The following is a 24,707-nucleotide window of genomic DNA, read 5'->3' as shown; positions in this document are numbered from 1 at the left end:
CAATTGAATGAGGTGGAAGAGCGCGAGCGCATTGAGATTGAGCTGCTGCTTGAAGCCCTATACCGTATGTATGGATATGACTTTCGGAATTATGCCTTCTCGTCGGTTAGAAGGCGGGTCTGGCATAGGGTCCACTCCGAGAGGCTTGCGACGATTACGGCATTAGCCGAGCGCGTGCTGCATGACCGTTCCTGTATGGAACGGCTGCTTGCGGACATGACGATTCATGTGACCGAAATGTTCCGGGATCCTGATGCATTCCGATCATTCCGTGAGAAGGTTGTACCAATGCTGAAGACGTATCCCTTCATTCGGGTCTGGCATGCGGGGTGTTCCACTGGCGAAGAAGTGTACTCGATGGCTATTCTGCTTCACGAAGAAGGACTGCTGGAGAAAACGCGTATTTACGCCACAGATACCAATGCCGATGTGCTCGACCAGGCGAAGAAAGGTGTATTTCCACTGGAGAGAATGCAGTTGTATACCCGCAACTATATGGAGGCGGGGGGCACACAGTCATTTTCTCATTACTATACAGCAAGATACGATTCTGTCATTTTCCAGTCTTTCTTAAAGTCTAATATCGTCTTTGGCCAGCATAATCTGGTTACGGACGGTTCATTTAACGAGTTTAATGTCATCTTTTGCCGTAATGTTATGATTTACTTCAACAAGTCGCTCCAGGACCATGTGCATGGGCTGCTCTACGACAGCTTGAGCACATTTGGGATTCTGGCCCTGGGGACGAAAGAGTCCATTAACTTCACGAAGCATGCCGACAAATATGAGGAACTCGATACAACCAATCGGCTCTACCGGAAAATTCGTTAACCGGTTGGCGCCTGCCCAGGCTGCTGGTGCCCTGGTCCTGCGGCAGGTTGAATTCGGGAAAGGCAGGTGCACGCCCATGATTCCCTATGAAGGACCAATAAACATATTGCTTGTGGACGATCACCCTGATAACCTGCTCACGCTTGAGGCGGTGCTTGGCGATTTTAATTACAATCTGGTCAAGTGCCTGTCAGGTGAAGAAGCTCTCCGTTGTCTGTTGAAGGACGACTTCGCTGTCATTGTGCTAGATGTCCAAATGCCGGGAATGGATGGCTTTGAAACGGCGCGGTTAATCAAGGCGCGGGAGAAGACGAAGGAAATACCGATCATCTTCATCACCGCAACAAGCAAGGAGAGCGAGCATTTTTATACCGGCTATTCAGTGGGTGCGATCGACTATATGCTGAAGCCCTTCGTGCCGCAGATTCTGCGGACGAAGATCGAGGGCTTCGTTAATTTGTATATAAGCAACAAGAAGCTTCAGCTCCAGACGGAGCTGCTGCATCAGAAGACAAGAGAGCTTGAGAAGATGAATAAGGAGCTTATGCGTACCGCCTACAAGCTAAGCAAAGCGGAAGCACAGGCGAGAATTATCCGTGAAACATCCATCGACACGATGATTACGTTCGATGAGAACGGCGGTATTATGACTGTTAACCCGGCACTTGAGCGGATGTTCGGCTTCAAGGAAGAGGAAGTGCTGGGCAAGCCCATAACGCTGCTGGTTCCCTCTCTGGCGTCCATTGATTATGAAGCGCGCGCCAATGGCTCGGCGGGGGAAAATTCTGAGGGTGAGCTTCTGGAAGTGGTGCCGGTTCGCAAGGATGGAACCTCCTTCTTCGCTGAGATCCAGATTGGCAAGGCCATTGTGGATAACGAGCGGATCTTCGCGTGCACGATAAGCGATGTTACCGAACAGAAGCAGTTTGAAGAGCGGCTGATGACAGCGAAGGAAGCGGCGGAGATTGCGGCCCGCGCGAAGACGGATTTTCTGGCGATGGTAAGCCATGAGATCCGCACGCCCATGAACGGGGTAATCGGCATGACGGCATTAATGCTGGAAACCGAGATGACAGAGGAGCAGCGCGAATACGCAGAGATAATCGGGAAGAGCGGAGAGGCCCTGCTGTCGGTTATTAATGATATTCTCGATTACTCCAAAATTGAATCGGGCAAGATGGAGCTCGAGGAGGTACCGTTCCAGCTGTCTTCCTGTGTAGGCGAGACGTTCGACCTCTTTATGGCAAAATCCAAAAAACGCAATCTGGAAATGACCTATGTGATCGATCCGCAGCTGGAAATTCCGATCGTGAGCGATGTGACTAAGCTTCGGCAGGTGCTTATCAATCTGGTCGGCAATGCCGTGAAATTCACGAGTGAAGGCAGCGTTCATCTGGAGGCTAAGCTGCTAAACGACCATGGGTGCACGTTGGACGTCGAAATATCGGTGCAGGATACCGGTGTCGGAATACCTGAAGAGAAGCTTCCCCTCCTCTTTCAGCCATTCTCCCAGCTGGATTCGTCTATGTCCCGCAAATATGGCGGCACTGGACTCGGCCTTGCCATCTGCAAGAATTTGATTGAACTTATGGGCGGGACGATCCGGGTGGAAACCGAGCAGAATAAGGGCGCGAGCTTCATCTTCACGATCCGGGTAAAGCGGCTGCTCTCTTCGGGAAATGAAGACAGCCAGGAGAACGCCAGCCTGCCCGATGAACCGCTATCCTTCTCTGACTTTCTGGCTGCCATGGAAGAAACCGCGGCAGGTGACCAGCAGACCTACGAAGAGGCGGGGGGAGCTTTGCTGGGAGAGAGCGTGGATCTGCCGTTGAAAACATATCCGCTTCCCGGCTTACCATCGGATTATCTGACAGATGGCTACTATCAGAGCGGGATTGACAGGATTACGGAAGAGCCGGACGCGGATGTGCAGATACTCGTGGCGGAAGATAATGAGGTCAACCAGAAGCTGGCGATCCGCATGCTGGAGAAGCTGGGCTATAAGGCGGATGTAGCTGAGAACGGTCAGGAAGTACTGAACCGTCTGAAGATCAGGCGTTATGGTATTATTCTAATGGATATCCAGATGCCTGTAATGGATGGGCTGGAGGCTACCCGGCACATCTGCGAACAAATTCCGCAAGAACATCGTCCACATATTATTGCCATGACCGCTAATGTCCTGCCGGGTGACAGGGATAAATGTCTGGCTGCAGGCATGGCGGACTTTATCAGCAAGCCGATTCGTCTCGATAAACTCCGTACGCTGCTGAAAGAGCACCTTACTGGGCGGGCAAGAACGGAAGAACACCAGCCTGCCCAGTAGAAGCAGGAGCGCAGGGGGCGGTATATTGGAAGAGGACTGTTAACGGTTGGCGGCTAATGCGGCCAATAACGCTAACAGTCCTCTTGGTTTTCGTCAGAACTGCCCTAGTGGATCAGGGATTCAGCTCCGTCTATATAGATGGAAGAGCCGGTAATATGGTCAGATTCATCGGATGAGAGGAATAGCACCAAGTTTGCTACTTGTTCAGCTGTTCCGGGCTCACGACGGAGAGGATGCTCTCCTTCTGGCGGCATTTCCACAGCTATAGCAATCTCTTCGAGTTCAGGCTTCTTGTTCGTGCTTTCATCAATATTGGTATCAATCGCTCCAGGACATACGGCATTGACCCGGATCTTGTAACGGGCAAGCTCGAGCGCCGCCATCTTCATGAAAGCGACCTGACCGGCCTTCGTTGTGCTATAAGCACTCATCCCGAAGCTGGTGAATACCCGGTTGCCGTTAATCGAGCTGGTAATGATTATGCTGCCGCCGCTGTCCTTCATCGGCGTGATCGCATGCTTCACTGTAAAGAACGTGCCGCTCAGATTAGTCTGCAGCGTCTTGTTCCACTCATCGAATTCGAGTGTTTCGATCGGACCGACCGTGCCGTTGATGCCTGCGTTGGCGAATACGATATCAATCTGCCCCCACTTCTTCAATACCTGGTCGTAAGCCTCCTTGATGTCCTGCTCGTTCGAGACATCCGCCTGAATGGAGACCGCTTCGCCGCCGGCTGCTTGGATGCTTTGCTCGACTTCTTCCAGGTGATCTTCGGTTAGACCGACTAGTGCCACTCTTGCTCCTTCGCGGGCAAGTCTTTCAGCGGCTGCACGGCCTATCCCGGAACCGCCGCCTGTTATAAATGCAACCTTACCTTGTACGCGATCTCCCATGTCTTTTCACTCCTTCTGAACTGTTGTACTGGGTATCTATGCCTTTTGTTTAGCAGTTAAGATTGACATTAATCTAGCCTATTAGTTGTATACCCGCGGAAAGTGAGGCATAACCAGAGCGGCAAGCCCTAAAGCTCAAAAAAATAATGGGACTTTATCCGCCTGCTGGCAGACAGCGCCTGCCTTCCGTTATAATGGGTCAAGCTATTTGTAAGATACGCTTATGGAAAGGCGGACAAGCCGGTGATCATTGGTGTGGGACATGATGTGGTGGAGATAGCCAGGATACGTAAAATTCTTGCGGGAACAGCGGGGGAGCGCTTCATGCACAGAACCTTGACTGATGCGGAATATGAGAGGGCCAAGAGCAAGGGCGAATCACTCGCAGAGTATGTGGCTGGACGGTTTGCAGTCAAGGAGGCTGTTGTGAAAGCCCTTGGGTGCGGGATCGGAACAGCCGTGGGCTTCAAGGATATTGAAGTTCTGCCGGATAAGCTGGGCAAGCCGGTATGCACAATTTGTGATGAAGCGCTGCTGCGGCTTAAGCTCGAATATCCGATTAGGCTGCATGTATCAATCAGCCATGAACGTTCCCTGGCCTCAGCCTTTGCCATTGCCGAACATGCTGACCGGATGGATTAAGGGGATTATTTGGACAAATCTTAATGTGGGTATAGTTGGTAAACTTTATTATAAGATAACGGGTCGTGGAAGGATGATCAGCCGCGTATGGCAGATATTTCTCGCTTTATTAATGGAATCACAAGCTTGTATAATGGGAGCAAGAGATGACAAGCAAGGGTAAGGAGCGGCTATGAAACCACAGTATCTGTCTATTGTTGAGAATATATTGAAGAATCTTCAGGTGGATGTCGTCATGGCAGCTTTTAGTGAAGTAGAGCCCGGTAAAGTGATCAGCGGCATCCAGCCTGACTTTTACAGACTGGTACTGATTATGAGCGGCGAGGGCTATGTTGTATTAAATAATAAACGGTACGAATCCCGGCCTGGCCAGCTCTTCCTGCTGCCAGCAGGCTGCGAGCAGACATTTGGTATCTATGACAAAGAGAAAGTCTCCGTGTACTGGTGCCATTACCGGACTAATCTTGGCGATGCCGGTATGTATGAGAATTTGGAGCTGCCGGCCTATATTGTGCCTCAAGACTTTGATGCAGCAGCTGAATTGTTCCGTAAAATGGTGGACGCGTATTCTTCGCCAACGCTGGCTAAGGGCCTGCTCGTCAAAGCAGCTCTGCTGGAAGTTATTTCGCTCTACTGGGAAGGCTGCGAGATTCTGGATGAGCAGCTTGCTGCAAACGAGCTGGTAACCAAGATGGCAGCAGTGATGCAATACATTGATGATCACCTGGGCGAGAATATTACGCTGGACGATCTGGCGAAGGTAGCTTATCTGCATCCGAATTATTTTATCTCCATGTTTAAGAGTGTTATCGGACAGTCACCCATTCATTATGTGAATCAGCGCCGAATGGAGATGGCACGGGCACTCCTTGTGGCAAGCGATGTGAGTGTGGCGGATATAGCCGGGGCCTTGGGTATGAAGAATCACTACTTGTCCCGTCTGTTCAAGCAGGAGACCGGCATCTCTCCATCGCGGTACAGGCAGATCAACCGGAAGGGGATCGGGCTGCCCGAGCATTCCAGTCTGGATGTCCAAGGCTACATTAAACGGTTGAAAGGTGCTCAGCCGGCAGCAGCTAAAGGGGAAGAGACGCATGGCAATGACGAATAAGCAGCAGGCCGCGCTGGAACAGGCGTCAGCGGGGCCTGGACTATTTTTTGGGATGGAGCTTCTTGGATGGTACCGCTCTGTCAAGCGGGACCTTCCATGGCGTGAGAACCGCGACCCTTACCGGGTCTGGGTATCCGAAATTATGCTGCAGCAGACGCGCGTGGATACCGTGATTCCTTATTATAAGCGCTTCATGGATAAGTTTCCGACAATTCGGCATCTCGCGGAAGCTCCAGAAGAAGAGGTGCTGAAGTGCTGGGAGGGACTCGGTTATTATTCGAGGGCAAGAAACCTGCAGGCAGGCGCACAGCAGGTAGTGAGTGAGTATGGCGGCAGTGTACCGGATGACAAGACAGCAGTTGCTGCGCTCAAAGGGGTTGGCCCCTATACAGCGGGCGCCATAATGAGCATCGCCTTCAACAGGCCTGAACCGGCGGTTGACGGCAACGTGATGCGGGTATTGTCCCGATACTTCTGCCTGGAGGATGATATCGCGAAGCCATCTGTCCGGACAGGGATCGAGCGGATTGCAGCCGCGCTGATTCCGGAAGGGGCTGCGGGCGACTTCAATCAGGGCATTATGGAGCTTGGCGCACTGATCTGCACGCCCAAATCCCCGGGCTGTCTGATCTGCCCGGTGATGGCCGAGTGCGCCGGACGGCTGGCCGGCAGGGAGCTTGAACTGCCGGTGAAGACGAAGGCGAAGCCGCCGCGGCCCGAGCTGCGGCTGGCCGCCCTCGTGGAGGGCGCCGGGCCGCATGCCGGCGCCATCCTTGTGCGCCAGCGGCCGGAGTCCGGCCTGCTCGCGCGCATGTGGGAGCTGCCGCACGTGCTCGCGCCGGGCGGCGGCTCCGCAGGCCCAGTCGCTGCCGGTTCGGCAGCAGCGGCCGGGCCTGTCCGAGGGCGGCGGCGCAGCACAGCCGCCCTGGATGCGCCTGCGGCGGCGGGCGAAGCTGCCGCCTCCCCAGGCGCAAACCGTGAAGCGCGCATGGCCCTGATGGGCCGCGCGCTGGCGGAGGAGGCGCGGCTGCTGATCCGGCCGCGCCGCTGGTGGCGGGACGCCGAGCATGTGTTCAGCCATATCCGGTGGGATCTCCAGGTGTACCTGGCCGATTTCGGATTTGTGCTGAAGGATGCGGCGTCCGCAGGCGGAACCCAAGCCGGCGCTTATACCGGCTTGGCAGCAGAACAGCCCGCCGCCTATATGGCCGGCAGCGGCGAAACCGCAGAAGCGGCGCAGCGTGAGACTGCCGCTTCGTATGACCATGCCGGATTGCCCCTTGCCTCGGCCGCCTTGGTAGACCGGCTGCCGGAAGGCTACCGGTGGATCAGGCAGGATGACATGAAGGAAATGGCCTTTCCGAATGTATTTCTCCGGCTGCTGAATGATTACTGGGAGCAGCGCGAGAGCGGCTGCCTGCCGGATGAAGCTGAAGCTGAATAGATGGACTAAGGAAGCCGGGTGGCGGAAGATCAAGCGAAGAAGAGCTTGATCACCGTTCCCCGGCCTTTTGCTGTCTCCACCGTTATCGTTCCATTCATCGCTTCAACGAGACCCTTCGTAATGGCCATGCCGAGGCCGCTGCCCTCCGAAGGACTGTCTGTGTCTGTCCCCTTGAAGTAGCGGTCAAACAGCCGTGCGGCCACTTCTTCATCCATGCCGCTGCCGTTATCCTCAAACCGGATCACAACACGAGCTGGATCGCCCCTGCCTGTACTTCCGTCCTCCTGAAGGGAGACGGTCAGCGATGTGCCGGGCGGGTTATGCAGGAGCGCATTGGCGGTCAGGTTATCGACAATCCGCTGCAGCCATGGGGTATATGTTTCGATCGTGACAGGCTGCAGTGCAGGAACGAAGCGCACATCACTGTTGTCAAAACGCGGGTGGCTTGCTGCCTGCTTAACGGCATTTTTCAGGAAGGCGTTCAGCTCTACGGGCTCGCTTGCGGGCGGCCGTGCTCCGCTCTTCAGCTGGGAGGTCAGGGACAGGTCGCTGACGAGCCGGTCCATATAAGCCGTCTTCTCAACCATAATAGTTGCGAAGGATCGGACCTCATCAGCCGACCAGTCATACTGCTCCGCCGCCAGCATATGGGAGAAGCCGCTGACCGACGAGAGCGGCGTCTTGAGATCATGCGTTACGCCGGCAATCCATTCCTCACGGATCGCTTCCGTTCGGGCACGCTCCTCATCATTGCGCTTCAAGGTTAGCGATAGAGCGGACAGGGACTGCAGGACATCAGCGTATACCCGGTAGCCGGAACGCCAGCCGCCGCTGGGCCTGCGGCTTCGCGGCTGGCCCCTGCGTCCCTCAGGCTCATCATACCGGCCGCTTCCCAGCGCCTCCAGCCAGCTGAGCATGTGGATCATCGGCAGCCCGAAGTTGCGGGCATTCCAGACGGCCAGCAGCCCGAACAGGATCAGCATGGCAGCAAGCACGATTCCCGCCCCGGTCAGCACGATACGCGCCTCCTCGGGTATAAGCGGCTGTTCACCGGGCTGAGCCGCGCGGTCAAGCGGTACCCGCAGCACAAGCGTCTGGCCGTTCTCTTCGTTATAATGCAGGCTGGCATCAAATCCGTATCGCTCGGGATAGCGGGTCTGAAGGGCAAGCTCCTGGGGCGAAAATCGCTCAGGGGCCTGTATCCGGGAGCCGAATGCGGCTCTCACCACCCCGGTTCTGTCCAGCAGCAGCAGGGAAGCACCAGCCTGCTCCAGCGACTGCTCCAGCTTTGCAGGCAGCATCAGCTTCTCGCCTTCTGCCTCCGGCCCGGCAAGCACGGCCGTCTTAAGCAGCCGGGAGGCGGTATCCGGCACCCCGTACAGCAGCGTAAGCATGACGCCGTCCTTCTCCCTGATCCACAGATAGGTGCGGTATGGGAAGTCGGCGCTGCCGTTCCAGTAAGCAACCAGCTGGCCAGGGTCGTAGGCATCCGGCACGTCCTCTGGTACATGGTAGGATGCAACTACCCTGCCGCTCTCATCCAGGCTCTGCAGCCACCCGCCGCTTGCCTCCACCTGCTTCAGCAGCTCGGGATCAAATTCTGCCAAGCCTTCGGGGGTGATCCGGGAGGTTTCGACCAGGCTCTCAAGCCCGACGGTTGCAAAATCCCTGGTCAGACTAATCTCCGCATACTGAAGCAGCATCCAGTAAATCGCCGTTCCCGCAATAACGAGCACAAGGCCGCCCACGGCAGCCAACTGGAGAATGAACCGCAGAGTCAGTCTGCGTTTGATATTCATGTCGCTTCACTTCCGCTCTGCGCATCCTGTCCAGCGAGGCTGCTCCTTGCAGAGGCTGAATCTGTCTGGCGCTGCCCGCTAGGCGGCGGCACAAGCTTGTAGCCGAGGCCTCTGACATTCACGAGATACAGCGGCGATGAGGGGTTCTCTTCAATCCGCTCCCTGATCCGGTGAATGTGTACCATTACGGTATTGTCGTCACTCCAGCTGTCTTCTCCCCAGACCCGCTCATACAGCTCGCTCTTCGTGAACAGGCGGTTTGGATGCTTGCACAGGAAGAGCAGCAGCTGGAACACGAGAGCCGGACAAGCTACGGCCCTGCCGCCAACCCGCAGCTCGCCAGCATGTTCATCCACCTGGAACCTGCCATAATCGTACACCTTGGCAGGCTGGATCTTGGCTTCCTCGTCTTCCGCCGATATAGCCTGCTGTCTCGAGGCAGTCTCGGCATGCCGGAGATGCCGGCGCAGCTGGGAACGGATGCGGGCCACGACCTCCAGCGGGTTAAACGGCTTGGCAATGTAGTCATCACCGCCCACGGCGAATCCGGTCAGCTTGTCGTAGTCGGAGGTGCGGGCGGAGAGGAACAGGATCGGCGCGTCGGTCTTCTGACGGAGAAAAGGGCAGATCTCCACGCCGCTGCGGCCCGGCAGCATAACATCCAGAATTATTAGAGCATAGGCAGTCCGTCCACAGGCCGCTTCCGCTTCCTCCGCGCTTCCTGCCGTATCAATATGCGTGAACCCTTCCTTGCGAAGGACAGTCACAAGCAGATGAGTTATGGCGCGTTCATCATCGACGATCAAGATAGGCGCATCGTTCATGTCAGACTTCCTCCAGTTGTTCTTTATATCCTGAATTGTAGCACGTCTTGTGTCCCGCGGGGGCATGATGAACCTTAACAGTACCTTAATTATGGGGTTCATGCGATGGTAAGACGGCGAATAATTAAGCTGTCGTTCACACGGGCTTACAGGAGAAATAAGTCTGCGGTGTTAAGCTGGGTGCATGGGAGGGGATAAGAATGATTAACAGCAAGTCAGCTATCCGGACATACTGTCTGACGGCAGGTATGGCGCTCAGCCTGACACTTGCGGGATGTTCATCTGCAGGAAATCCGGGCAATCAAGCGGAGCAGACAGCGGGCAGTCAGGAGATTGGCGCAGAAGAGTCAGGAATGGGTGCCCCGCAGCAGACGGAGAATACGGAAGCAAAGGATAAAGGGCGTACGGTTCAGCCCGAGGACACAGCGGCAGCTCTGCTTGCAGGCCGGTACCAAGAGCTGTATGGGCAGTTCAGCAGCGCGATGCAGGAAGCGGTGAGCTACGAGCAGCTGAAGGAGCTGGCAGACTCTTTTACAGAAGGGGTTGAAGCGTTCGAGCCGGTATCACGGCTTGTGCTGAATGGACTCGATACCCGGGTATGGACGGATTCCTCAGGAAGCAAGGGTGTCATGGCTGCGCATGATGCCGAAGGCGACATAGCGGGCCTGCAGGTGCTGCACCTTAGTTCCTATCCGGAGACAGACGGGCAAACAACGGCCAACACATACGCATATCCCTTCGAGGGAGAGTGGCTCGTCGTATGGGGAGGGCATAATGAACTGTCCAACTATCACTATGCTTATGAGTCTCAGCGGTATGCGGCTGATCTTGTAAAGGCGGTGGACGGCTACAGCTATAAGGGGGACCCGCAGCTTAACGAGAGCTACTATGCATTCGGTGAGCCGGTGCTGGCTCCGGCGGACGGAACGGTTGTTCACGTGACCAATGACATTGCGGATAACGAGCCTGTAGGCGTGATGAACAAGGCCGAGCCGGCGGGGAATGTGGTCGTCATCGATCATGGCGGCGGCGAGTACAGTATACTGGCGCATCTGCAGCAGGGATCAGCCGCCGTCCAGGCGGGAGACCAGGTGAAGCGGGGAGAGCTGATCGGCCGCTGCGGCAATTCAGGCAATTCCAGTGAGCCGCATCTTCACTTGCAGGTATCGAGTGGCGCCGATTTTGCGCAAGCCCGGTCGCTGAACATTGCATGGGAAGAAGGCGGGCTTCTGCACGGGCAGACGGTAACAGGTACTTCTGAGTCCAAGGATCATTAAGCAGCAAATAACGGGCGGGCAGCTGGAAACGTTCTGTTTCTGGAGCTGTTTCCGCCAACAGGTCAATCGCCTGACGCCAGCTCTCAAGCTGATGTCAGGCGATTTGTGCTGGGCAGCACTGCTGCTATTTGACCTCATAGCCCATGAATGCTTCACGCACCCGGTTCCAGAACGGGAACGGGCGGTATCTGGCAAAACAGACCTTCCTGTCCGATACTCTGCATCTGACGGACTGGATATCATTGCGCTGTATGCTGAGATGGTCGACAGTCAGCAGAAGGCGCTGCTCCTTCTTGGAGATAATATCGCAGTGATGATGCTGCGGCAGGACGACGGATGACCCGAGCGTTCGGTAGACCCGGTTATTAATAGAGGCAATTTCGGCGATTTGCAGAGATGAAATGGACGGATGAATAACGGCTCCCCCGACACTCTTGTTATACGCCGTGCTGCCGGAAGGGGTGGAGATGACGATCCCGTCCCCCCGGAACATTTCGAATAGCTCATTATTAATGTCAATCTGGGCGACCAGCGTACCATCGACGCCCTTCAGTGTGAATTCATTCACGGCTGTGTAGTTCGTCTTGCCCATAGGCGTCTCCAGCTCAATATCGACCAGCGGGTAGCGCACGTAACTTGGCTCGGAGGTCGACATGACCTCAACGAGCTCCTCCAGTTCATGCGCCTGCCAGTCGGCGAAGAAGCCCAGATGTCCCGTATGGACCCCCACAAAGCTGATATCACTCACGCGGTCCGTGAACTTGTGGAAAGCATGCAGCATGGTGCCGTCTCCGCCAATCGAAATGACTTTCTCGGGTTCATGGTCGTCCCGTATGAAGCCTTTGTCAGCGGCCAGTTCGTGAAAGCGTTCGACAAGCTCCTTCGAATACGGGTCGCCCCGGTCTATTACGACATATCTCAAGGGTGATGGCTCCTTCCGAATTCATTTCTACCCTGATGATACCCGAAAATAAGGTCGGATTACAATGAAAGTGGGTAATATCCCGGAAGTGCCGCTCAGGTTTATGGGCCAAGCCAGCCCCACAGCAGGTATACCAGGGCACAGGCCAGCACACTGTGAAGGAAGCGGGCCAGAAGCAGGGGCTTGTAGCGGATGTCGGTGCTGCTGACCAGACTGGCAACCTGTGCATGCACGGACAGCCCCGCCCAGGAAAGCACCCATGCTGCAGCTGCTGCCTGGTGGATCAGAGGGGCGCCCGACTCGGATGCCGCCTTGGCGCCAAGCGTGACCTCGAACAGCCCGTTTACAAGCGGGGCGGACAGCTGATGGGGCAGACCGGCAGCATGCAGCAGAGACTGAACGCCTGAAGACAGCAGATCAAGTGTACCTGTGGCGCTCAGCATTTCCATGACAGCGGAGAAAAAAACGACGAGGCCCCCAACGACGATCATTAGACGAAGAGCGGAAGAAATGGCATCCTCGAGCAGTTTTCCAAGCACGCGTCCGTCAGAAATCCGCGCATTATGCATCGCTTCGAGTGCGGCACGAAGCAGCGGCGGACTATCCGCCTCCTGTCTGCGTGGCGTGGAAGGAGCTTTGCGGTCATGGAACCGTGCCAGCAGTCCGATGAGGAAGGCGGCGCCATAGTGCGAGGCTGCAAGGATAAGCGCCAGTTGGGCGTTGTGGAAAAACCCGACCGACACTGCGCCGATCAGGAAGATCGGGTCCGATGTCGTGGTGAAGGCCACCATCCGCTCGCCTTCGGCGCGGGTGACCTGATTTTTCTCCCTGAGCTGTGCGGTAAGTCTTGCCCCTACCGGATAGCCGGAGACGTAGCCCATTGTCACGACGAAGCCTGCAATGCCGGGCAGCCGGAAGAGCGGGCGCATCAGCGGGTCCAGCAGGGTGCCGAAGAAGTGTACGACGCCGAAGCCGAGCATCAGCTCCGAAATAATGAAGAAGGGAAAGAGGGAGGGGAACAGAACATCCCACCAGATTGATAAACCGCGTGAAGAGGCTTGTAGCGACTCCTCAGGGAAGCAGGCCAGCAGCAGAAGGAGTGCTGAGCAGCTCCAGGCCAGCAGGGGCAGCGGCCTTAACAGTGTACGAAGCAATGTAAACGACCTCCCGGCTAACTCATATCCTGGTTCATAATTCATAGGTATGAGAGAGGAGGGACAAACATCCCTACAGGGCATAAATCTTTGCTGCAGAGGTGTTCAAAAAAAGTTAGAAAACGCTTGCAAAAAAGACTGAAAAATCGACAGCAGTATGGTACAATAGCATTACATCGAAATGCATGGGGTGATCCTAATGAGTGTAATCGCCGGCATCCTCGTTTGCGCATTTGTTTATGTTATCCGCCAATCCCTTGTTCCCGGAGAGGAAGACTGGGAGGGCTATTAAGACGGAAGGACAGGGTCTGTCCGGCCGCAATAGCTGCTACATACGCCAAAAAAAGCCCGCCAAGCGGGCTTTTTTTGGCGTTTTGCAACATCGAAAATCTACTTAGTCAGCTTGGAGTCCTGCTGTACTGTATGCGTCGGCAGACCTACCGAGTCAATACCGGAAGCGGGATCCTTGTCGGAGGCGCTCTCCCGCAGCATTTTAAGCGTATCCAGCATCAATTGGTATTCCTTATCGTCCATTGTTCCGATCCGGTCGACCCAGTTCTTCACCTGGCTCTTCAGATCCCTCTCGGCATCCGGCTTCTCAGCCTTGCTCATCTGGCTGTACTCAATCCAGTGGTTGGCAAGATTGGCGGTAATGGTTCCGATCATCCCGATCCCGGTAATCATCAGGAATACTGCGATAATCCTTCCGCCGTTGGACACTGGGGAGATATCGCCATAGCCGACGGTCGTCGTTGTCACGATGGACCACCAGACGGCATCCCCGAAGCTCTGTATATTGTCGTTGATACCTGTTTCAAGCAGGAACACACCGACAGAGCTCCACAGGATAACGACTAACGTGAAACAGAGTATCTGCAGAATCGTTCCCGAGCGGAGCAGATGCCACATCAGCGGCGTTGAGCGGATCAGAGCGATGAGCCGGATCAGCCGGAGCAGCCGGACGAGCCGGAAGGACGGGTCGAATGGAATAAGCGCGATTATTTCCCACCAGCTGCGAAGAACAAACTTCCCCCGTTTCTCCGCCTTGATAAACCTCCAGACAAACTCGATGAACAGAATGCCGAGGACAATCCAGTCGATGACCGCCAGATGGGCATCTGTTAGATAGGGATGGTCGTCCGGGGGGGCGACAATGATGATACCGTAAGTCAATATAAACAAGATCATGATCGTTTCGTAGAGCACTTTGAAGGACAACCGTATTCCCCTCTTTCGATAGGTAAGTATGCTATAATGGTTGTACGGTGAGTCGGATGACTTTCCGCTTACTATATTCTAAGATGGAGATGAGCACTTGCATGAGCGCTTCTCATACTCTTTTCGACGCGATCGGCGGAGAACCTGCCGTGAGAGCGATTGTTGAAGCTTTTTACCCAAAAGTACAGGAGCACGAACTGCTTTCTCCGCTATTTCCCGAAGACATTACACCTGTGATGGAGAAGCAGTTTTTGTTTTTGACCCAATTTTTCGGGGGGCCCCAGCTGTATTCTGATCAGTACGGCCATCCGATGATGCGGGCAAGACATATGCCTTTCCCAATTGACAAGCAGCGGGCTGAAGCCTGGCTGGATTGCATGCGGAGAGCGCTGCAGGAGACGGACATACCGCCGGAGCTGCAGGCGATGCTGCTCGAAAGATTGTCAGGCCCCGCCCATCACTTTATCAACACAGACCAACATGAGGAGGCTTGAGGTGTTAGAGCCATTATTTCAAGTCAAGATTAAATGTCCTTGCTGCGAGAATGAATTCATGAGCTCCCGCGTTCGACCTAGCTTCAAGAAATCGATTAAGACGGATACAGACTTCTGCCATTACTACAAGGAAGAAGTTAATCCCGACTACTATGTGGTTCGTGTCTGCCCAATGTGCGGCTTCGCCTCTACAGAGAACGCCAAGCAGGAGCTGAACGACCGCCAGAGGAAATTATACTATGAGAAGATCGGCGTTAACTGGGTTTCCCGGGACTATGGCGGACCGCGCAGCTGGGAAGAGGCATTAGCCACGTACAAGCTGTCCCTTATTTGCGCCCAGATTATCGGGGAGAAGGACCGGGTTGTCGCGGGGCTGCTCCACCATATAGCATGGCTCTACCGTTACAAGTCCAACAAGGAGCAGGAGCAGCGGTTCCTGAAATTTGCCCTGGATGCTTATATCAAGGTGTATGAGGTTGAAGGCGTGTCGGTAAACAATGCCAAGCTGATGTATCTGATCGGTGAGCTTCACCGCAGGGTGGATGAACCGTATGCAGCTGTCAAGTGGTTCGGCCGGGTCATTAACGATAAGAGCATTGTGGATGCTGCCATGATCCGTGCCTCTAGAGAGCAGTGGCAGCTTCTGAGGGAAGAGATGAAGGCGAAGGAGATGGAGCTTCCCGAGGAGATGGAAGAGGCTTAGGGGGCAGCAGACGGCAGGGCTACCGTCTGCGTGGCAAATCCTGGTCGCTGAGCAGATAGTCACGATCTGCGTCGATGATGGTAAGCCTGCTGCGGCAGCAGGGGAAGACAAGCAGCCTTTTCTTGCCGGAGCGGATATCGTCAAGCTCAGCAGGCTTGACTGGTATCAGCACGTTGGAGCTGTGGCAATAGGGACATTCCGGGATATACAGGTCATTCATGACCAGGTCGTAAGGAAGCGCGCGCTCGAATGGGATCATGAGGGTTCATCCTGATCACTCTGGCGCGGCGCTTCCTTGCTTGCGCTGCTGTCCGTGCTGCCTGGACCGTCTCCGGCGGCCGAGGCGCCGGCAGCTTGTTCAGTAGCGGCAAGTTCGGCGAGCTTCTGCAGAAGAATATGTCTTGGCATATGCATTAGGTGCTCAAGCGGTACGCCCAGCTGTTTGGAAAGCTTGATCGCGGTATCGGGTGATATTTGCAGTGGTCCTGCCATCTGAAGTTCCTCCTGTAGCCGAAATCGCAGGCCCGCAAGATGAAGCGGACGGGCGATTTGCTTGTCATATTTTTTGAAACGAATAGGGCTGTTTGGTCGTCTTATCACATACTAAAGTTATACACTGCCGGCCTGATTTCCGCAAATCGGCAGGCTGGCAGGCGTTAGCTCGTTCATGCTGTACATACATATTGAAGGATTGCGAGAGGAGAGAGTGGTATGGATAAATTACCGGTACGCTGGGATTTGGACAGTCTCTATGAAGGAGGCTCGGAGTCACCAGCCTTCGCACGGATGCTGGAGCAGCTGCAGTCGGACATTCGTGCTTTGGCGGATTCACTGAATGAGGCAGGTCAGGAGGTAACAGCCTCACAGCTTACGGGCTGGACGAATCAGGCGCAGAGCATTATGGCTCGCCTGCGTGAAGCGGATTCGTTTACGGGCTGCCTGATGGCAGAGAATGTGACCGACCGCAGAGCGATCGGTCTGAACGACAGAATCCGGAATCTGGTCGCTGCTTTTGAAGGGCTGATGACGCGGTATGATGAAGCGCTGGGCAAGGCGGACGATGCCTTGTGGACACGCTGGCTGGCTGAAGAACCGGCTTCCCGCGTGGCCTTTTATTTGAATGAGAGGCGGGAGCTGGCCAAGGAGAAGCTCTCTCCCGAGCAGGAGGCGCTCGCTGGAGACCTGGCGGTGAACGGATACCATGGTTGGGGCGAGCTGTACAACACGATTGTCAGTCTGGCCAGATTTGAAGCCGCCGATGAAACGGGTGAGAAGCGTGTGTACTCTGCCGGTCAGCTGGATAATCTTCTGTCCCATGCAGACAGGACTGTCCGTGCGGCTGCTTTCAATGTATGGGAGAAGGAATGGACGCGCCAGGAGGATCTGTGTGCCGATGCCTTGAACCGGCTGGCGGGATTTCGGCTGAAGCTGTACGAGCACAGGGGCTGGGATTCTGTACTGAAGGAGCCGCTGCAGATGAACCGCATGAGCGAAGCAACTCTGCAGGCGATGTGGCAGGCGGTAGAGGAAGGCAAGCCTGCGCTGGTTGAATACTTGAAACGCAAGGCCAAGCTGCTCGGCCTTGAGCAGCTGGACTGGCATGACGTGGAAGCTCCTCTTGGCAAGAGTGTCCGCAAGGTTGGCTATGAAGAAGCGGCTTCATTCATTGAAGAGCAGTTTGCAGGCTTCAGCCCCGACCTTGCCGAGTTTACGAAGATGGCCTTCGAGAAGGGCTGGATCGAAGCCGAGGACCGCAGCGGCAAACGTCCGGGCGGCTTCTGTACCTCTCTTCCGGTCAGCGGCGAGACGAGAATATTCATGACTTATTCGGGAACGGCATCGAATGTGTCGACGCTCGCGCATGAGCTTGGCCACGCCTATCATCAGCATGTGATGAACGATCTGCCGCCGTTTGCACAGGAATATGCGATGAATGTGGCAGAGACGGCATCCACATTTGCCGAGATGATCGTGTCCGACTCAGCTGTACGGGCGGCACAGGACCGGGAAGAGAAGCTGTCGCTGATCGAGGATAAGATTCAGCGTTCGGTCGCATTTTTCATGAATATTCATGCCCGGTTCCTATTTGAAACCCGCTTCTACGACCGCCGTCGCCAGGGTCTTGTCAGTGCGGATGAGCTGTCGGAGCTTATGGAGAAGGCGCAGCGGGAAGCGTTCGGCGGTGTGCTGGGCGAAGTGCATCCGCATTTTTGGGCTTCGAAGCTTCACTTCTACCTGACAGAAGTGCCATTCTATAACTTCCCGTATACGTTTGGATTCCTGTTCAGCAGCGGCATCTATGCAAGAGCGGCGGCGGAAGGTCCCGCCTTTGCGGAACGTTACGTTAATCTGCTTCGTGATACAGGCAGCCTTACGGTAGAAGAGCTGGCCGAGAAGCATCTGGGTGTCCGTCTTGACGATGTGTCCTTCTGGAGAGAAGCGGTTGCACTCTCTGTTAGGGATGTCGAGCAGTTTCTGGAGATGACAGCTGATCAGGCGTAGGGATGAAGCGACAGCTGCTCATCGCCCCCTTAGCGGCGGAAAGATTAATACATCATATATGCCGCGAATTTGAACATAAAGTGAACCCGGTTCGGTTAACGAACCGGGTTTCTTTGTGATATATGTCATTGTGGAGGGAAATATTGTGTATTATATTTAACTATGCTACATTATATATCGAATAATTGATTTTATATATACAGGTGGGGATGGGAATCGAACTCACGGCGCGTCAATTGGAATTAATCAGTCTGGTCAAGCAGCATGCGCCTGTCACAGGCGACCAGCTGGCTGAGATGCTGGGAGTAAGCCGTCCGACTCTGAGGTCGGATCTTTCCCTGCTGGTGATGCTGGGCATGCTTGACGCCAAGCCCAAGGTCGGTTACTTCCTGGGTACGGCTTACCGGGCGGAGTCCGGAAGGCTGAACGGCTTCAACCACTTAAAAGTTAGGGAGGTGCAGGCGGTACCGGTCAGTGTTGCGGAGACCCAGTCCGTGCATGATGCGGTTGTGACATTGTTCACCGAGAATGTGAACACGCTGCTGGTCGTAGACAGTCAGCAGCGGTTTGTCGGCATTATTACGCCGAAGGACCTGTTGAAGGTGACGCTTGGCAATCCGAATGCCGAGGCAATTCCGGTCAGCATGGTGATGACCCGCTATCCGAACATTGTGACAGCGGCGCCCGATGAGCTTGTCCGGGATGCCGTGCGCAAGATGGTCACTCATGAACTGGACTGCCTACCGGTCATAGACAGCAGCTCGGGCAGCGGGCGTGAGGCGACGGGCTGGATTACGAAGACGCATGTCATCAGTCTCTTCGGTGATATCGTGTCCGCTGCACAGTTGGGAGGGCAGGCGGACGGATGACGGCACAGCAGACGATTTATATTTGCTCGGATGGAGTGGGAGAGACGGCGGAAGCGGTTGCCCAGGCAACAATGCGGCAGTTTGGCGGCGACAAGGTGCGGATTAAGCGGTATGCTCCTGTGAAGGATGAGGACGAGATTTCACAGGTAGTGGCGGAAGCCTCCCAGAACGGCGGCTTCATCGCCTTTACGCTTGTACAGCCCGAGCTCCGGGAGATGATGCGGGAGGAAGCGCTGCGGCACGGCGTGCGCGCTGTCGATGTGCTCGGTCCGATGATGCAGGCTTACATAGACACGTTCAACGGCATGCCGAAGCGTGAGCCCGGGCTGCTCCATAAGCTGGACGATGATTATTACAGGCGGATTGAGGCGGTCGAGTTCGCCGTCAAGTTCGATGACGGCAAGGATGCGAGAGGCCTGCTTCAGGCCGATGTTGTGCTGATTGGCGTATCCCGGACGTCGAAGACGCCGCTCAGCATTTATCTGGCTCACAAGGGGGTGCGGGTGGCGAACTACCCGCTCATTCCCGAGGTGAAGCCCCCTGCCGAGCTGCTGGGAACACCCGGCAGGCTAATAGTTGGGCTGACAATGGAAGCTTCGCATATGAGGATGATTCGAAGTGAACGGCTGAAGTCCATGGGGCTGCCGCAGAGCGCTTCCTATGCAACCGAGAAGCGGATTGAGGAAGAGCTTGCTTACGCAAGGGGGGTTATGGAAACGGCGGGCTGCCGGGTCATTGATGTAACCCGCCGTTCCATTGAGGAAACAGCCGGTATCATCATGGGATGGATGAATGAAACGGGATAGATCAGGCAAGACAGAATAGGGAGGTTCGGTATGGAGAGGGAACTAGCGCTTGAACTGGTACGTGTGACGGAGCTTGCGGCATTGTCGGCATCCCCTTGGATGGGGCGGGGAGACAAGAACAGCGCAGATGGAGCAGCAACCGAGGCAATGCGCCGAATGTTCGATTCCGTATCGATTGAGGGAACGGTCGTCATCGGGGAAGGTGAAATGGATGAGGCGCCGATGCTGTTTATCGGCGAGGAAGTGGGGAGCGGCAACGGTCCGAAGGTGGATGTGGCGGTCGATCCGCTGGAAGGTACGGAGATTGTCGCCAAGGGTCTGAACAACGCAATGTCTGTTCTGGCTGTTGCTGGGAAGGGACAGCTGCTGCATGCGCCGGATATGTACATGGAGAAGCTCGCGGTTGGACCGGCCTTGGCCGGCAAGCTGAACGTGCTGGACCCGATCCGGACGACAGTTGAGAAGGCTGCGCTTGCGCTTGGCAAGCCGCTGTCGGATCTGACTGTGATTCTGCTGGACCGGGACCGCCATGCGGAGATTACGGCTGAGCTTCGCGCAGCCGGTGTACGGATCAAGTTTCTCTCTGACGGCGATGTTGCCGGTGCAATGGCGCCGTCCTTTCCTGAAACGGGTATAGACTTGTATGTCGGCTCGGGAGGCGCTCCCGAAGGGGTGCTCGCCGCTGCTGCGCTGAAATGCCTGGGCGGAGAAATTCAGGGCAGGCTCATGCCGGAGAACGACGAGCAGTTTCAACGCTGCATCGACATGGGCATCACAGACCCGCGCCGCGTTCTGACAATGGACGATATGGTTGGCACCGGGGATGTCATATTTGCCGCAACCGGTGTAACGCCGGGCGAATTTCTTGGCGGGGTCCGTTATTTGCCGGATCAGCGGGCCGAGACTCATTCCATGGTCATGAGGGGGAAGACACGGACGATCCGTTATATCAAATCCCTCCACTATTTGCCGAATAAGCCGCTGCTGCGCAAGTAATCCGGCCGGAAGACGGCAGGGCAGCGAAGGCTGCTGGCCGCAGTGCGCTTTTCGAATAGCATTATATCTATCTCGTTGAAAGGGCTGAATTAGTATGGAAAAGACGTTTGTCATGGTGAAACCCGACGGTGTGCAGAGAGGCTTGATTGGTGCTGTCGTGTCGCGTTTCGAGCAGAAGGGCCTGACGCTGGCGGATGCGAAGGTTATGACCATTCCCCGGGCGCTGGCTGAGGAGCATTACGGCGAGCACAGGGAGAAGAAATTTTTTGGTGAGCTGGTCGATTTTATCACCTCCGGTCCAGTATTCGCTATGGTTTGGGAGGGACCGAATGCTGTGCAGAACGCGCGCACGCTGATCGGCAAGACCAATCCGGCAGAAGCAGGTCCAGGCACGATCAGGGGAGACTACGCACTTATCGTTGACAGCAATATTGTTCACGGCTCGGATTCACCGGAAAGCGCAGCCCGCGAGATCGGATTGTTCTTCGGATAGCATGCGGCCTCTAAACTCGTCTATTGACGAAGGAATAGAAACGTGGTAAATTTATCCCAAAATTACACGATTGACCGGTAACGGAAGCACCGTTTACGGCCTTGCAGATTCTCTGCGGGCGTAAGCGGTGCTTTTTTTTTGCGTCTTGGCAGGAAACCGGCCCAGTGTGTCAGCTGGAAGCGGCGGAAGTCTCTGCTGGTATGGATGTAAGAGCATCGGGTTTGTATTCAGAACAACAGGAAGGGGAAATCAGGATGTATCAATTGGCGGTAGCGGTGAAGGAGGAGGGGTATATCAAGCGTCTGGCCGATTATGTACGGAGCTCTCCTCAGGGCTCCGAATGGAGGATTACAGGCTTTACTTCAACGGCAGCTCTGAGGCAGTACATGAAGGGCGGTTATGCGGTAGACATGATGCTGGCCGCTCCTGACTTCATGGAGGAGGCATTCGCCTCCTGCGCTCCGTCCGTCATTAAGCTGGCGCTGGTCCGCAGACTGGGTGAGCTGACGGGATTGAATGCTGGCGCAGAAGAACTGCTGCAGTACCAGCCGCTGCCTCAGCTGCTGCGGCAGATTGCAGACCGGCGTTTGGCGGGGAAGGCTCGTTCTTCTCACGGGGCAGCAGAACGGAACGGGACGAAGATAGCTGCCGTCTATTCGGCGGCAGGGGGGATCGGCAAGACGGTAACGGCCTTGAATATGGCTCATCAGGCAGCGGTTTCCGGCCTGCATGTGTTCTATCTGAATCTTGAGCCGTTCGATGCGACTCCGCTGCTGCTGGGAGGGGCTCAGGAGGAAGGGCTGTCACGCCTGCTGTATGCTCTTAAGTCCCAGCCGGATACGGCAGGGGACCTGATGCGCAAGCTGCGCAGGCAGCATCCTGTATTGAGAGCGGATTTCCTGGCGGGCGGTTCGCACCCGGACGAGCGGTTCGCCATGACGCCTGAGGATACGGACAGGCTGCTTGAGCTGCTGCGGTCAGAAGGTGACTACGACCTGATCATTGTTGATTTGGACAACGTGATGCATGACTGTCATCGCGTCATCTTTGAGAAGAGCAGTTCCATTGTCTGGCTGACCACAAGGGACGCTATTGTAAGGCGCAAGAATGAGATTGCACTTCAGTATATGGAGCGAAGCTGGCCCGATAGCCGGGATCAGCTAATGGACGCGATCTGCTGGGTGCAGACGCGGATGCTGGAGGGAATGCTGCCGGAAGAGGAGCTGCGGGATACACACGGGATGACCGTGGCGGGCATTCTGCCTTATATCCCGGAATGGAAGTGGATGCAGCCGGGCCAGCTGCTCGGTTCACTGCCATTCCAGGCAGCTGTCGTTATGCTTCTGGATAAGCTCGGCTTGAAGGGAGGAGAGGCCATTGCTTGCGGAGGAAGACATACTGCTGCTGCGGGAGCGGGTTAAGCAGCGCATTGATCTGCAGGGGGCAGTGGAGGACAGCGAGCTGCTGGGCGTTATTGAACAGGTTGTGTTCGAATGGTCTGCAAGCCGTGTCCTGACGGCCGCGGGCAAGCATCAGGCGGTCCGGCGGCTGTTCCATTCATTTCGCGGTTTGGATATGCTGCAGCCCCTGCTGGACGATCCTGCGGTCACGGAAATTATGATCAATGGCCATGAAGAGATATTCATCGAGCGTGCCGGATTAATCAGCCGCTACCCGCAGAGCTTCGAGAGCAGGGAAAGGCTCGAGGATCTGATCCAGTCCATTGTCGGCTCGGTGAACCGGGTGGTGAACGAATCGAGCCCGATCGTGGATGCGAGGCTGAAGGATGGCTCAAGGATACATGTCGTACTGCCGCCGGTGGCTCTTAAGGGTCCGACACTGACCATCCGGAAGTTCCCCGAGCGGCAGCTGCTGATGGATGACTTGATTGCGCGAGGCGCACTGCCATCAGAGGCGGCTGAACTGCTGGGAAGGCTGGTTGAAGCCAAGTATAACCTCTTCATAAGCGGCGGTACGGGTACAGGAAAGACAACCTTCCTCAATGCGCTGTCCCGCTTCATCCCGGCAGACGAGCGTGTGGTGACCATTGAGGATTCCGCTGAGCTGCAAATCCGCAACGTGCCGAACCTGGTTTCGCTGGAAGCCCGTAACGCCAATACGGAGGGCAAAGGGGCAGTCACCATCCGCGAGCTGATCCGGGCATCGCTCCGTATGCGGCCTGATCGCATAGTGGTTGGCGAGGTGCGCGGCGGGGAAGCGCTGGACATGCTGCAGGCCATGAACACTGGGCATGATGGAAGTTTGTCAACTGGGCATGCGAACAGTGCGAAGGATATGATTGCCAGGCTGGAAACGATGGTCCTGTCAGCGGCAGAGCTGCCGATACCGGCAATTCGGGGGCAGATTGCTTCGGCCATTGATATTATGGTCCATCTATCGCGGCTGCGTGACGGCTCCCGGCGTGTAACGGAGATTGCAGAGGTTGCCGGATTTCATGACGGCGACGTGCAGCTTAATACGCTCTACCGTTATGCGGAGCATGAGGGGGGAGCCGGAGAAGAGATGTCCGCAGTTGGCGGCCTGGTACCAACCGGAAGAGGGCTCATCGATACACGTAAATGGGAGATGGCCGGTTTTCAGAGAAGGGAGGTTGATGCGGGGTGATTTTGCCGGATTATCAGAATGCCCGCCTCTCTAGATTGCAGCTGGTTGGCTCGGTATGCGGCGGTGCGGCTGTTGTCTTTGTCGGCGCGTATCTGTTCTACAACTCGGTCCTTATTTCACTGCTGATGTCTGCTCTGGGCTGGTTTACCCCCCGGTATGTACGCAGGTGGCTGATTGACTGGAAGAGGACGCGGCTGAAGCGGCAGTTCAAGGAAGCGCTGCAGTCCATTGCTTCTTCACTGGCCGCGGGTCGTTCCGTAGAGAATGCGATCTGCACGGTTCCGGAGGATCTTAAGCTGGTCTACCCGGATGCGAGAATAGAGATCATTCGCGAGTTTCTTTTTATGGGGAGCTGCCTCCGTAATGGCGAAACGCCTGAAAGATGCCTGCGTGCATTTGCTGACCGTGCCCGAATTGATGATATTACCCAGTTTGCTGATGTACTGGCTACGGCTAAGCGGTCGGGCGGCGACATGGTTGGCATCGTCAGACGGACGGCACAGATGATTGGCGACAAGATGGAGGTCGAGCAGGAGATTGCAGTGCTGATCGCACGCAAACGGTTTGAGTCCAAGGTTATGCTGGCCGTGCCCTTCGTGTTTATGGCCTTTCTTTCGCTGACAGCTCCCGACTATATGGCGCCGCTCTACAGTGGAATGGGATATCTGCTGCTGACTGCAGCGCTGGGTGTGCTGTATGGCTGTTATCTGCTGATTCGCAAGTGGATGACCATTGAAGTTTAGGGGAAGCGGTTTAACAGAAGCGTGAAATGCGCCGC

24 protein-coding genes and 1 pseudogene are annotated in these 24,707 nt (G+C 55.6%); 17 read left to right on the top strand and 8 right to left on the bottom strand.

Annotated features, from left to right (window positions below; genetic code table 11):
* Positions 1-3 precede the first annotated feature (3 nt).
* The 3 genes and pseudogenes from DNH61_RS15120 (at position 4) to DNH61_RS27260 (ending at position 3,157) form a co-directional block, all read left to right on the top strand.
* Positions 4-831, top strand: coding sequence for a CheR family methyltransferase (locus DNH61_RS15120; RefSeq protein ID WP_181438726.1), 828 nt, complete (start codon positions 4-6; stop codon positions 829-831).
* Between the two features lie 76 nt (positions 832-907).
* A pseudogene (locus DNH61_RS27265) lies at positions 908-1,759 on the top strand (response regulator); the annotation flags it as partial.
* Positions 1,760-1,771: 12 nt separating this feature from the next.
* Positions 1,772-3,157 carry an ATP-binding protein gene (locus DNH61_RS27260; RefSeq protein WP_425452256.1) on the top strand — a complete coding sequence of 462 codons (1,386 nt, stop codon included), beginning with the start codon at positions 1,772-1,774 and terminating at the stop codon, positions 3,155-3,157.
* Positions 3,158-3,261: 104 nt separating this feature from the next.
* Here the strand turns inward: DNH61_RS27260 and DNH61_RS15110 are convergent, their stop codons facing one another.
* Positions 3,262-4,050: an SDR family oxidoreductase gene (locus tag DNH61_RS15110; RefSeq protein ID WP_111147518.1), complete on the bottom strand. Its 789-nt coding sequence runs from the start codon at positions 4,048-4,050 to the stop codon at positions 3,262-3,264.
* A gap of 243 nt (positions 4,051-4,293) precedes the next feature.
* Between DNH61_RS15110 and acpS the strand changes: the two genes are divergently transcribed.
* The 3 genes from acpS (at position 4,294) to mutY (ending at position 7,247) form a co-directional block, all read left to right on the top strand.
* Positions 4,294-4,692, top strand: coding sequence for a holo-ACP synthase (gene acpS, locus DNH61_RS15105; protein ID WP_111147517.1), 399 nt, complete (start codon positions 4,294-4,296; stop codon positions 4,690-4,692).
* Positions 4,693-4,864: 172 nt separating this feature from the next.
* Complete coding sequence (locus DNH61_RS15100) at positions 4,865-5,803, top strand: AraC family transcriptional regulator (RefSeq protein ID WP_111147516.1); 939 nt, start codon at positions 4,865-4,867, stop codon at positions 5,801-5,803.
* The gene (gene mutY, locus DNH61_RS15095) at positions 5,787-7,247 is read left to right on the top strand and encodes an A/G-specific adenine glycosylase (protein ID WP_425452251.1); all 1,461 of its coding nucleotides are present in this window, start codon (positions 5,787-5,789) and stop codon (positions 7,245-7,247) included. Before DNH61_RS15100 ends, mutY begins: the two co-directional genes overlap by 17 nt.
* A gap of 29 nt (positions 7,248-7,276) precedes the next feature.
* On the opposite strand, the gene DNH61_RS15090 is transcribed toward mutY, so the two are convergent.
* Together DNH61_RS15090 and DNH61_RS15085 are read right to left on the bottom strand one after the other, a co-directional pair.
* Complete coding sequence (locus DNH61_RS15090) at positions 7,277-9,046, bottom strand: sensor histidine kinase (protein WP_111147515.1); 1,770 nt, start codon at positions 9,044-9,046, stop codon at positions 7,277-7,279.
* Positions 9,043-9,870 carry a response regulator transcription factor gene (locus tag DNH61_RS15085; RefSeq protein WP_111147514.1) on the bottom strand — a complete coding sequence of 276 codons (828 nt, stop codon included), beginning with the start codon at positions 9,868-9,870 and terminating at the stop codon, positions 9,043-9,045. Before DNH61_RS15085 ends, DNH61_RS15090 begins: the two co-directional genes overlap by 4 nt.
* Before the next feature lie 200 nt (positions 9,871-10,070).
* Between DNH61_RS15085 and DNH61_RS15080 the strand changes: the two genes are divergently transcribed.
* A complete protein-coding gene (locus DNH61_RS15080) occupies positions 10,071-11,147 on the top strand; it encodes a M23 family metallopeptidase (protein ID WP_245948194.1) in 1,077 nt (358 codons plus the stop codon).
* Between the two features lie 124 nt (positions 11,148-11,271).
* Here the strand turns inward: DNH61_RS15080 and DNH61_RS15075 are convergent, their stop codons facing one another.
* The 3 genes from DNH61_RS15075 to DNH61_RS15065 all read right to left on the bottom strand — a co-directional run bounded on the left by DNH61_RS15075 (position 11,272) and on the right by DNH61_RS15065 (position 14,441).
* Positions 11,272-12,069 carry an NAD kinase gene (locus tag DNH61_RS15075; RefSeq protein ID WP_111147513.1) on the bottom strand — a complete coding sequence of 266 codons (798 nt, stop codon included), beginning with the start codon at positions 12,067-12,069 and terminating at the stop codon, positions 11,272-11,274.
* A 101-nt stretch (positions 12,070-12,170) separates the two neighbouring features.
* Positions 12,171-13,223 carry a sporulation integral membrane protein YlbJ gene (gene ylbJ, locus DNH61_RS15070; RefSeq protein ID WP_245948193.1) on the bottom strand — a complete coding sequence of 351 codons (1,053 nt, stop codon included), beginning with the start codon at positions 13,221-13,223 and terminating at the stop codon, positions 12,171-12,173.
* 390 nt (positions 13,224-13,613) lie between these two features.
* Positions 13,614-14,441, bottom strand: coding sequence for a potassium channel family protein (locus tag DNH61_RS15065; protein ID WP_111147511.1), 828 nt, complete (start codon positions 14,439-14,441; stop codon positions 13,614-13,616).
* Positions 14,442-14,542: 101 nt separating this feature from the next.
* On the opposite strand from DNH61_RS15065, the gene DNH61_RS15060 reads away from it, so the two are divergent.
* Positions 14,543-14,935, top strand: a complete 393-nt coding sequence (locus DNH61_RS15060) for a globin domain-containing protein (protein ID WP_111147510.1) — start codon at positions 14,543-14,545, stop codon at positions 14,933-14,935.
* Between the two features lies 1 nt (position 14,936).
* Positions 14,937-15,638, top strand: coding sequence for a DUF2225 domain-containing protein (locus DNH61_RS15055; protein ID WP_425452250.1), 702 nt, complete (start codon positions 14,937-14,939; stop codon positions 15,636-15,638).
* A 19-nt stretch (positions 15,639-15,657) separates the two neighbouring features.
* Here DNH61_RS15055 and DNH61_RS15050 read toward each other — a convergent pair whose 3' ends face one another.
* Complete coding sequence (locus DNH61_RS15050) at positions 15,658-15,897, bottom strand: hypothetical protein (RefSeq protein WP_111147508.1); 240 nt, start codon at positions 15,895-15,897, stop codon at positions 15,658-15,660.
* Positions 15,894-16,130: a YycC family protein gene (locus tag DNH61_RS15045; RefSeq protein WP_111147507.1), complete on the bottom strand. Its 237-nt coding sequence runs from the start codon at positions 16,128-16,130 to the stop codon at positions 15,894-15,896. Before DNH61_RS15045 ends, DNH61_RS15050 begins: the two co-directional genes overlap by 4 nt.
* A 219-nt stretch (positions 16,131-16,349) precedes the next feature.
* Here DNH61_RS15045 and DNH61_RS15040 point away from each other — a divergent pair, with 219 nt between their 5' ends.
* The 8 genes from DNH61_RS15040 (at position 16,350) to DNH61_RS15005 (ending at position 24,672) form a co-directional block, all read left to right on the top strand.
* On the top strand, positions 16,350-18,140 hold the full coding sequence (locus DNH61_RS15040) for a M3 family oligoendopeptidase (protein WP_111147506.1): 1,791 nt from the start codon (positions 16,350-16,352) through the stop codon (positions 18,138-18,140).
* 209 nt (positions 18,141-18,349) lie between these two features.
* Positions 18,350-19,009 (top strand): helix-turn-helix transcriptional regulator, encoded by a 660-nt coding sequence (locus DNH61_RS15035; protein WP_111147505.1) that lies wholly within the window; start codon positions 18,350-18,352, stop codon positions 19,007-19,009.
* The gene (locus tag DNH61_RS15030; protein ID WP_111147504.1) at positions 19,006-19,815 is read left to right on the top strand and encodes a pyruvate, water dikinase regulatory protein; all 810 of its coding nucleotides are present in this window, start codon (positions 19,006-19,008) and stop codon (positions 19,813-19,815) included. The genes DNH61_RS15035 and DNH61_RS15030 overlap by 4 nt, the downstream gene beginning before the upstream one ends.
* A 30-nt stretch (positions 19,816-19,845) precedes the next feature.
* On the top strand, positions 19,846-20,811 hold the full coding sequence (gene glpX / locus DNH61_RS15025; RefSeq protein WP_111147503.1) for a class II fructose-bisphosphatase: 966 nt from the start codon (positions 19,846-19,848) through the stop codon (positions 20,809-20,811).
* Between the two features lie 94 nt (positions 20,812-20,905).
* Positions 20,906-21,304 (top strand): nucleoside-diphosphate kinase, encoded by a 399-nt coding sequence (gene ndk, locus DNH61_RS15020; RefSeq protein WP_111147502.1) that lies wholly within the window; start codon positions 20,906-20,908, stop codon positions 21,302-21,304.
* Between the two features lie 254 nt (positions 21,305-21,558).
* Positions 21,559-22,725, top strand: a complete 1,167-nt coding sequence (locus DNH61_RS15015; RefSeq protein WP_146241032.1) for a P-loop NTPase family protein — start codon at positions 21,559-21,561, stop codon at positions 22,723-22,725.
* Complete coding sequence (locus DNH61_RS15010; protein ID WP_111147500.1) at positions 22,682-23,929, top strand: TadA family conjugal transfer-associated ATPase; 1,248 nt, start codon at positions 22,682-22,684, stop codon at positions 23,927-23,929. The genes DNH61_RS15015 and DNH61_RS15010 overlap by 44 nt, the downstream gene beginning before the upstream one ends.
* A complete protein-coding gene (locus DNH61_RS15005; RefSeq protein WP_111147499.1) occupies positions 23,926-24,672 on the top strand; it encodes a type II secretion system F family protein in 747 nt (248 codons plus the stop codon). The genes DNH61_RS15010 and DNH61_RS15005 overlap by 4 nt, the downstream gene beginning before the upstream one ends.
* Positions 24,673-24,707: the final 35 nt, after the last annotated feature.

Origin of the sequence: Paenibacillus sambharensis (genome assembly GCF_003233845.1) — a bacterium.
Lineage (GTDB): Bacteria > Bacillota > Bacilli > Paenibacillales > Paenibacillaceae > Paenibacillus_I > Paenibacillus_I sambharensis.
This window is presented reverse-complemented; position numbering and strand designations above follow the sequence as displayed.

Bases quoted from the DNA above. Each gene is read 5' to 3' on its own strand.
- DNH61_RS27260 (WP_425452256.1), top strand. From the start codon at position 1,772: ATGACAGCGAAGGAAGCGGCGGAGATTGCGGCCCGCGCGAAGACGGAT.
- DNH61_RS15110 (WP_111147518.1), bottom strand. From the start codon at position 4,050: ATGGGAGATCGCGTACAAGGTAAGGTTGCATTTATAACAGGCGGCGGT.
- DNH61_RS15100 (WP_111147516.1), top strand. From the start codon at position 4,865: ATGAAACCACAGTATCTGTCTATTGTTGAGAATATATTGAAGAATCTT.
- mutY (WP_425452251.1), top strand. From the start codon at position 5,787: ATGGCAATGACGAATAAGCAGCAGGCCGCGCTGGAACAGGCGTCAGCG.
- DNH61_RS15090 (WP_111147515.1), bottom strand. From the start codon at position 9,046: ATGAATATCAAACGCAGACTGACTCTGCGGTTCATTCTCCAGTTGGCT.
- DNH61_RS15085 (WP_111147514.1), bottom strand. From the start codon at position 9,870: ATGAACGATGCGCCTATCTTGATCGTCGATGATGAACGCGCCATAACT.
- DNH61_RS15080 (WP_245948194.1), top strand. From the start codon at position 10,071: ATGATTAACAGCAAGTCAGCTATCCGGACATACTGTCTGACGGCAGGT.
- DNH61_RS15060 (WP_111147510.1), top strand. From the start codon at position 14,543: ATGAGCGCTTCTCATACTCTTTTCGACGCGATCGGCGGAGAACCTGCC.
- DNH61_RS15050 (WP_111147508.1), bottom strand. From the start codon at position 15,897: ATGATCCCATTCGAGCGCGCGCTTCCTTACGACCTGGTCATGAATGAC.
- DNH61_RS15045 (WP_111147507.1), bottom strand. From the start codon at position 16,130: ATGGCAGGACCACTGCAAATATCACCCGATACCGCGATCAAGCTTTCC.
- DNH61_RS15040 (WP_111147506.1), top strand. From the start codon at position 16,350: ATGGATAAATTACCGGTACGCTGGGATTTGGACAGTCTCTATGAAGGA.
- DNH61_RS15035 (WP_111147505.1), top strand. From the start codon at position 18,350: ATGGGAATCGAACTCACGGCGCGTCAATTGGAATTAATCAGTCTGGTC.
- DNH61_RS15030 (WP_111147504.1), top strand. From the start codon at position 19,006: ATGACGGCACAGCAGACGATTTATATTTGCTCGGATGGAGTGGGAGAG.
- glpX (WP_111147503.1), top strand. From the start codon at position 19,846: ATGGAGAGGGAACTAGCGCTTGAACTGGTACGTGTGACGGAGCTTGCG.
- ndk (WP_111147502.1), top strand. From the start codon at position 20,906: ATGGAAAAGACGTTTGTCATGGTGAAACCCGACGGTGTGCAGAGAGGC.
- DNH61_RS15015 (WP_146241032.1), top strand. From the start codon at position 21,559: ATGTATCAATTGGCGGTAGCGGTGAAGGAGGAGGGGTATATCAAGCGT.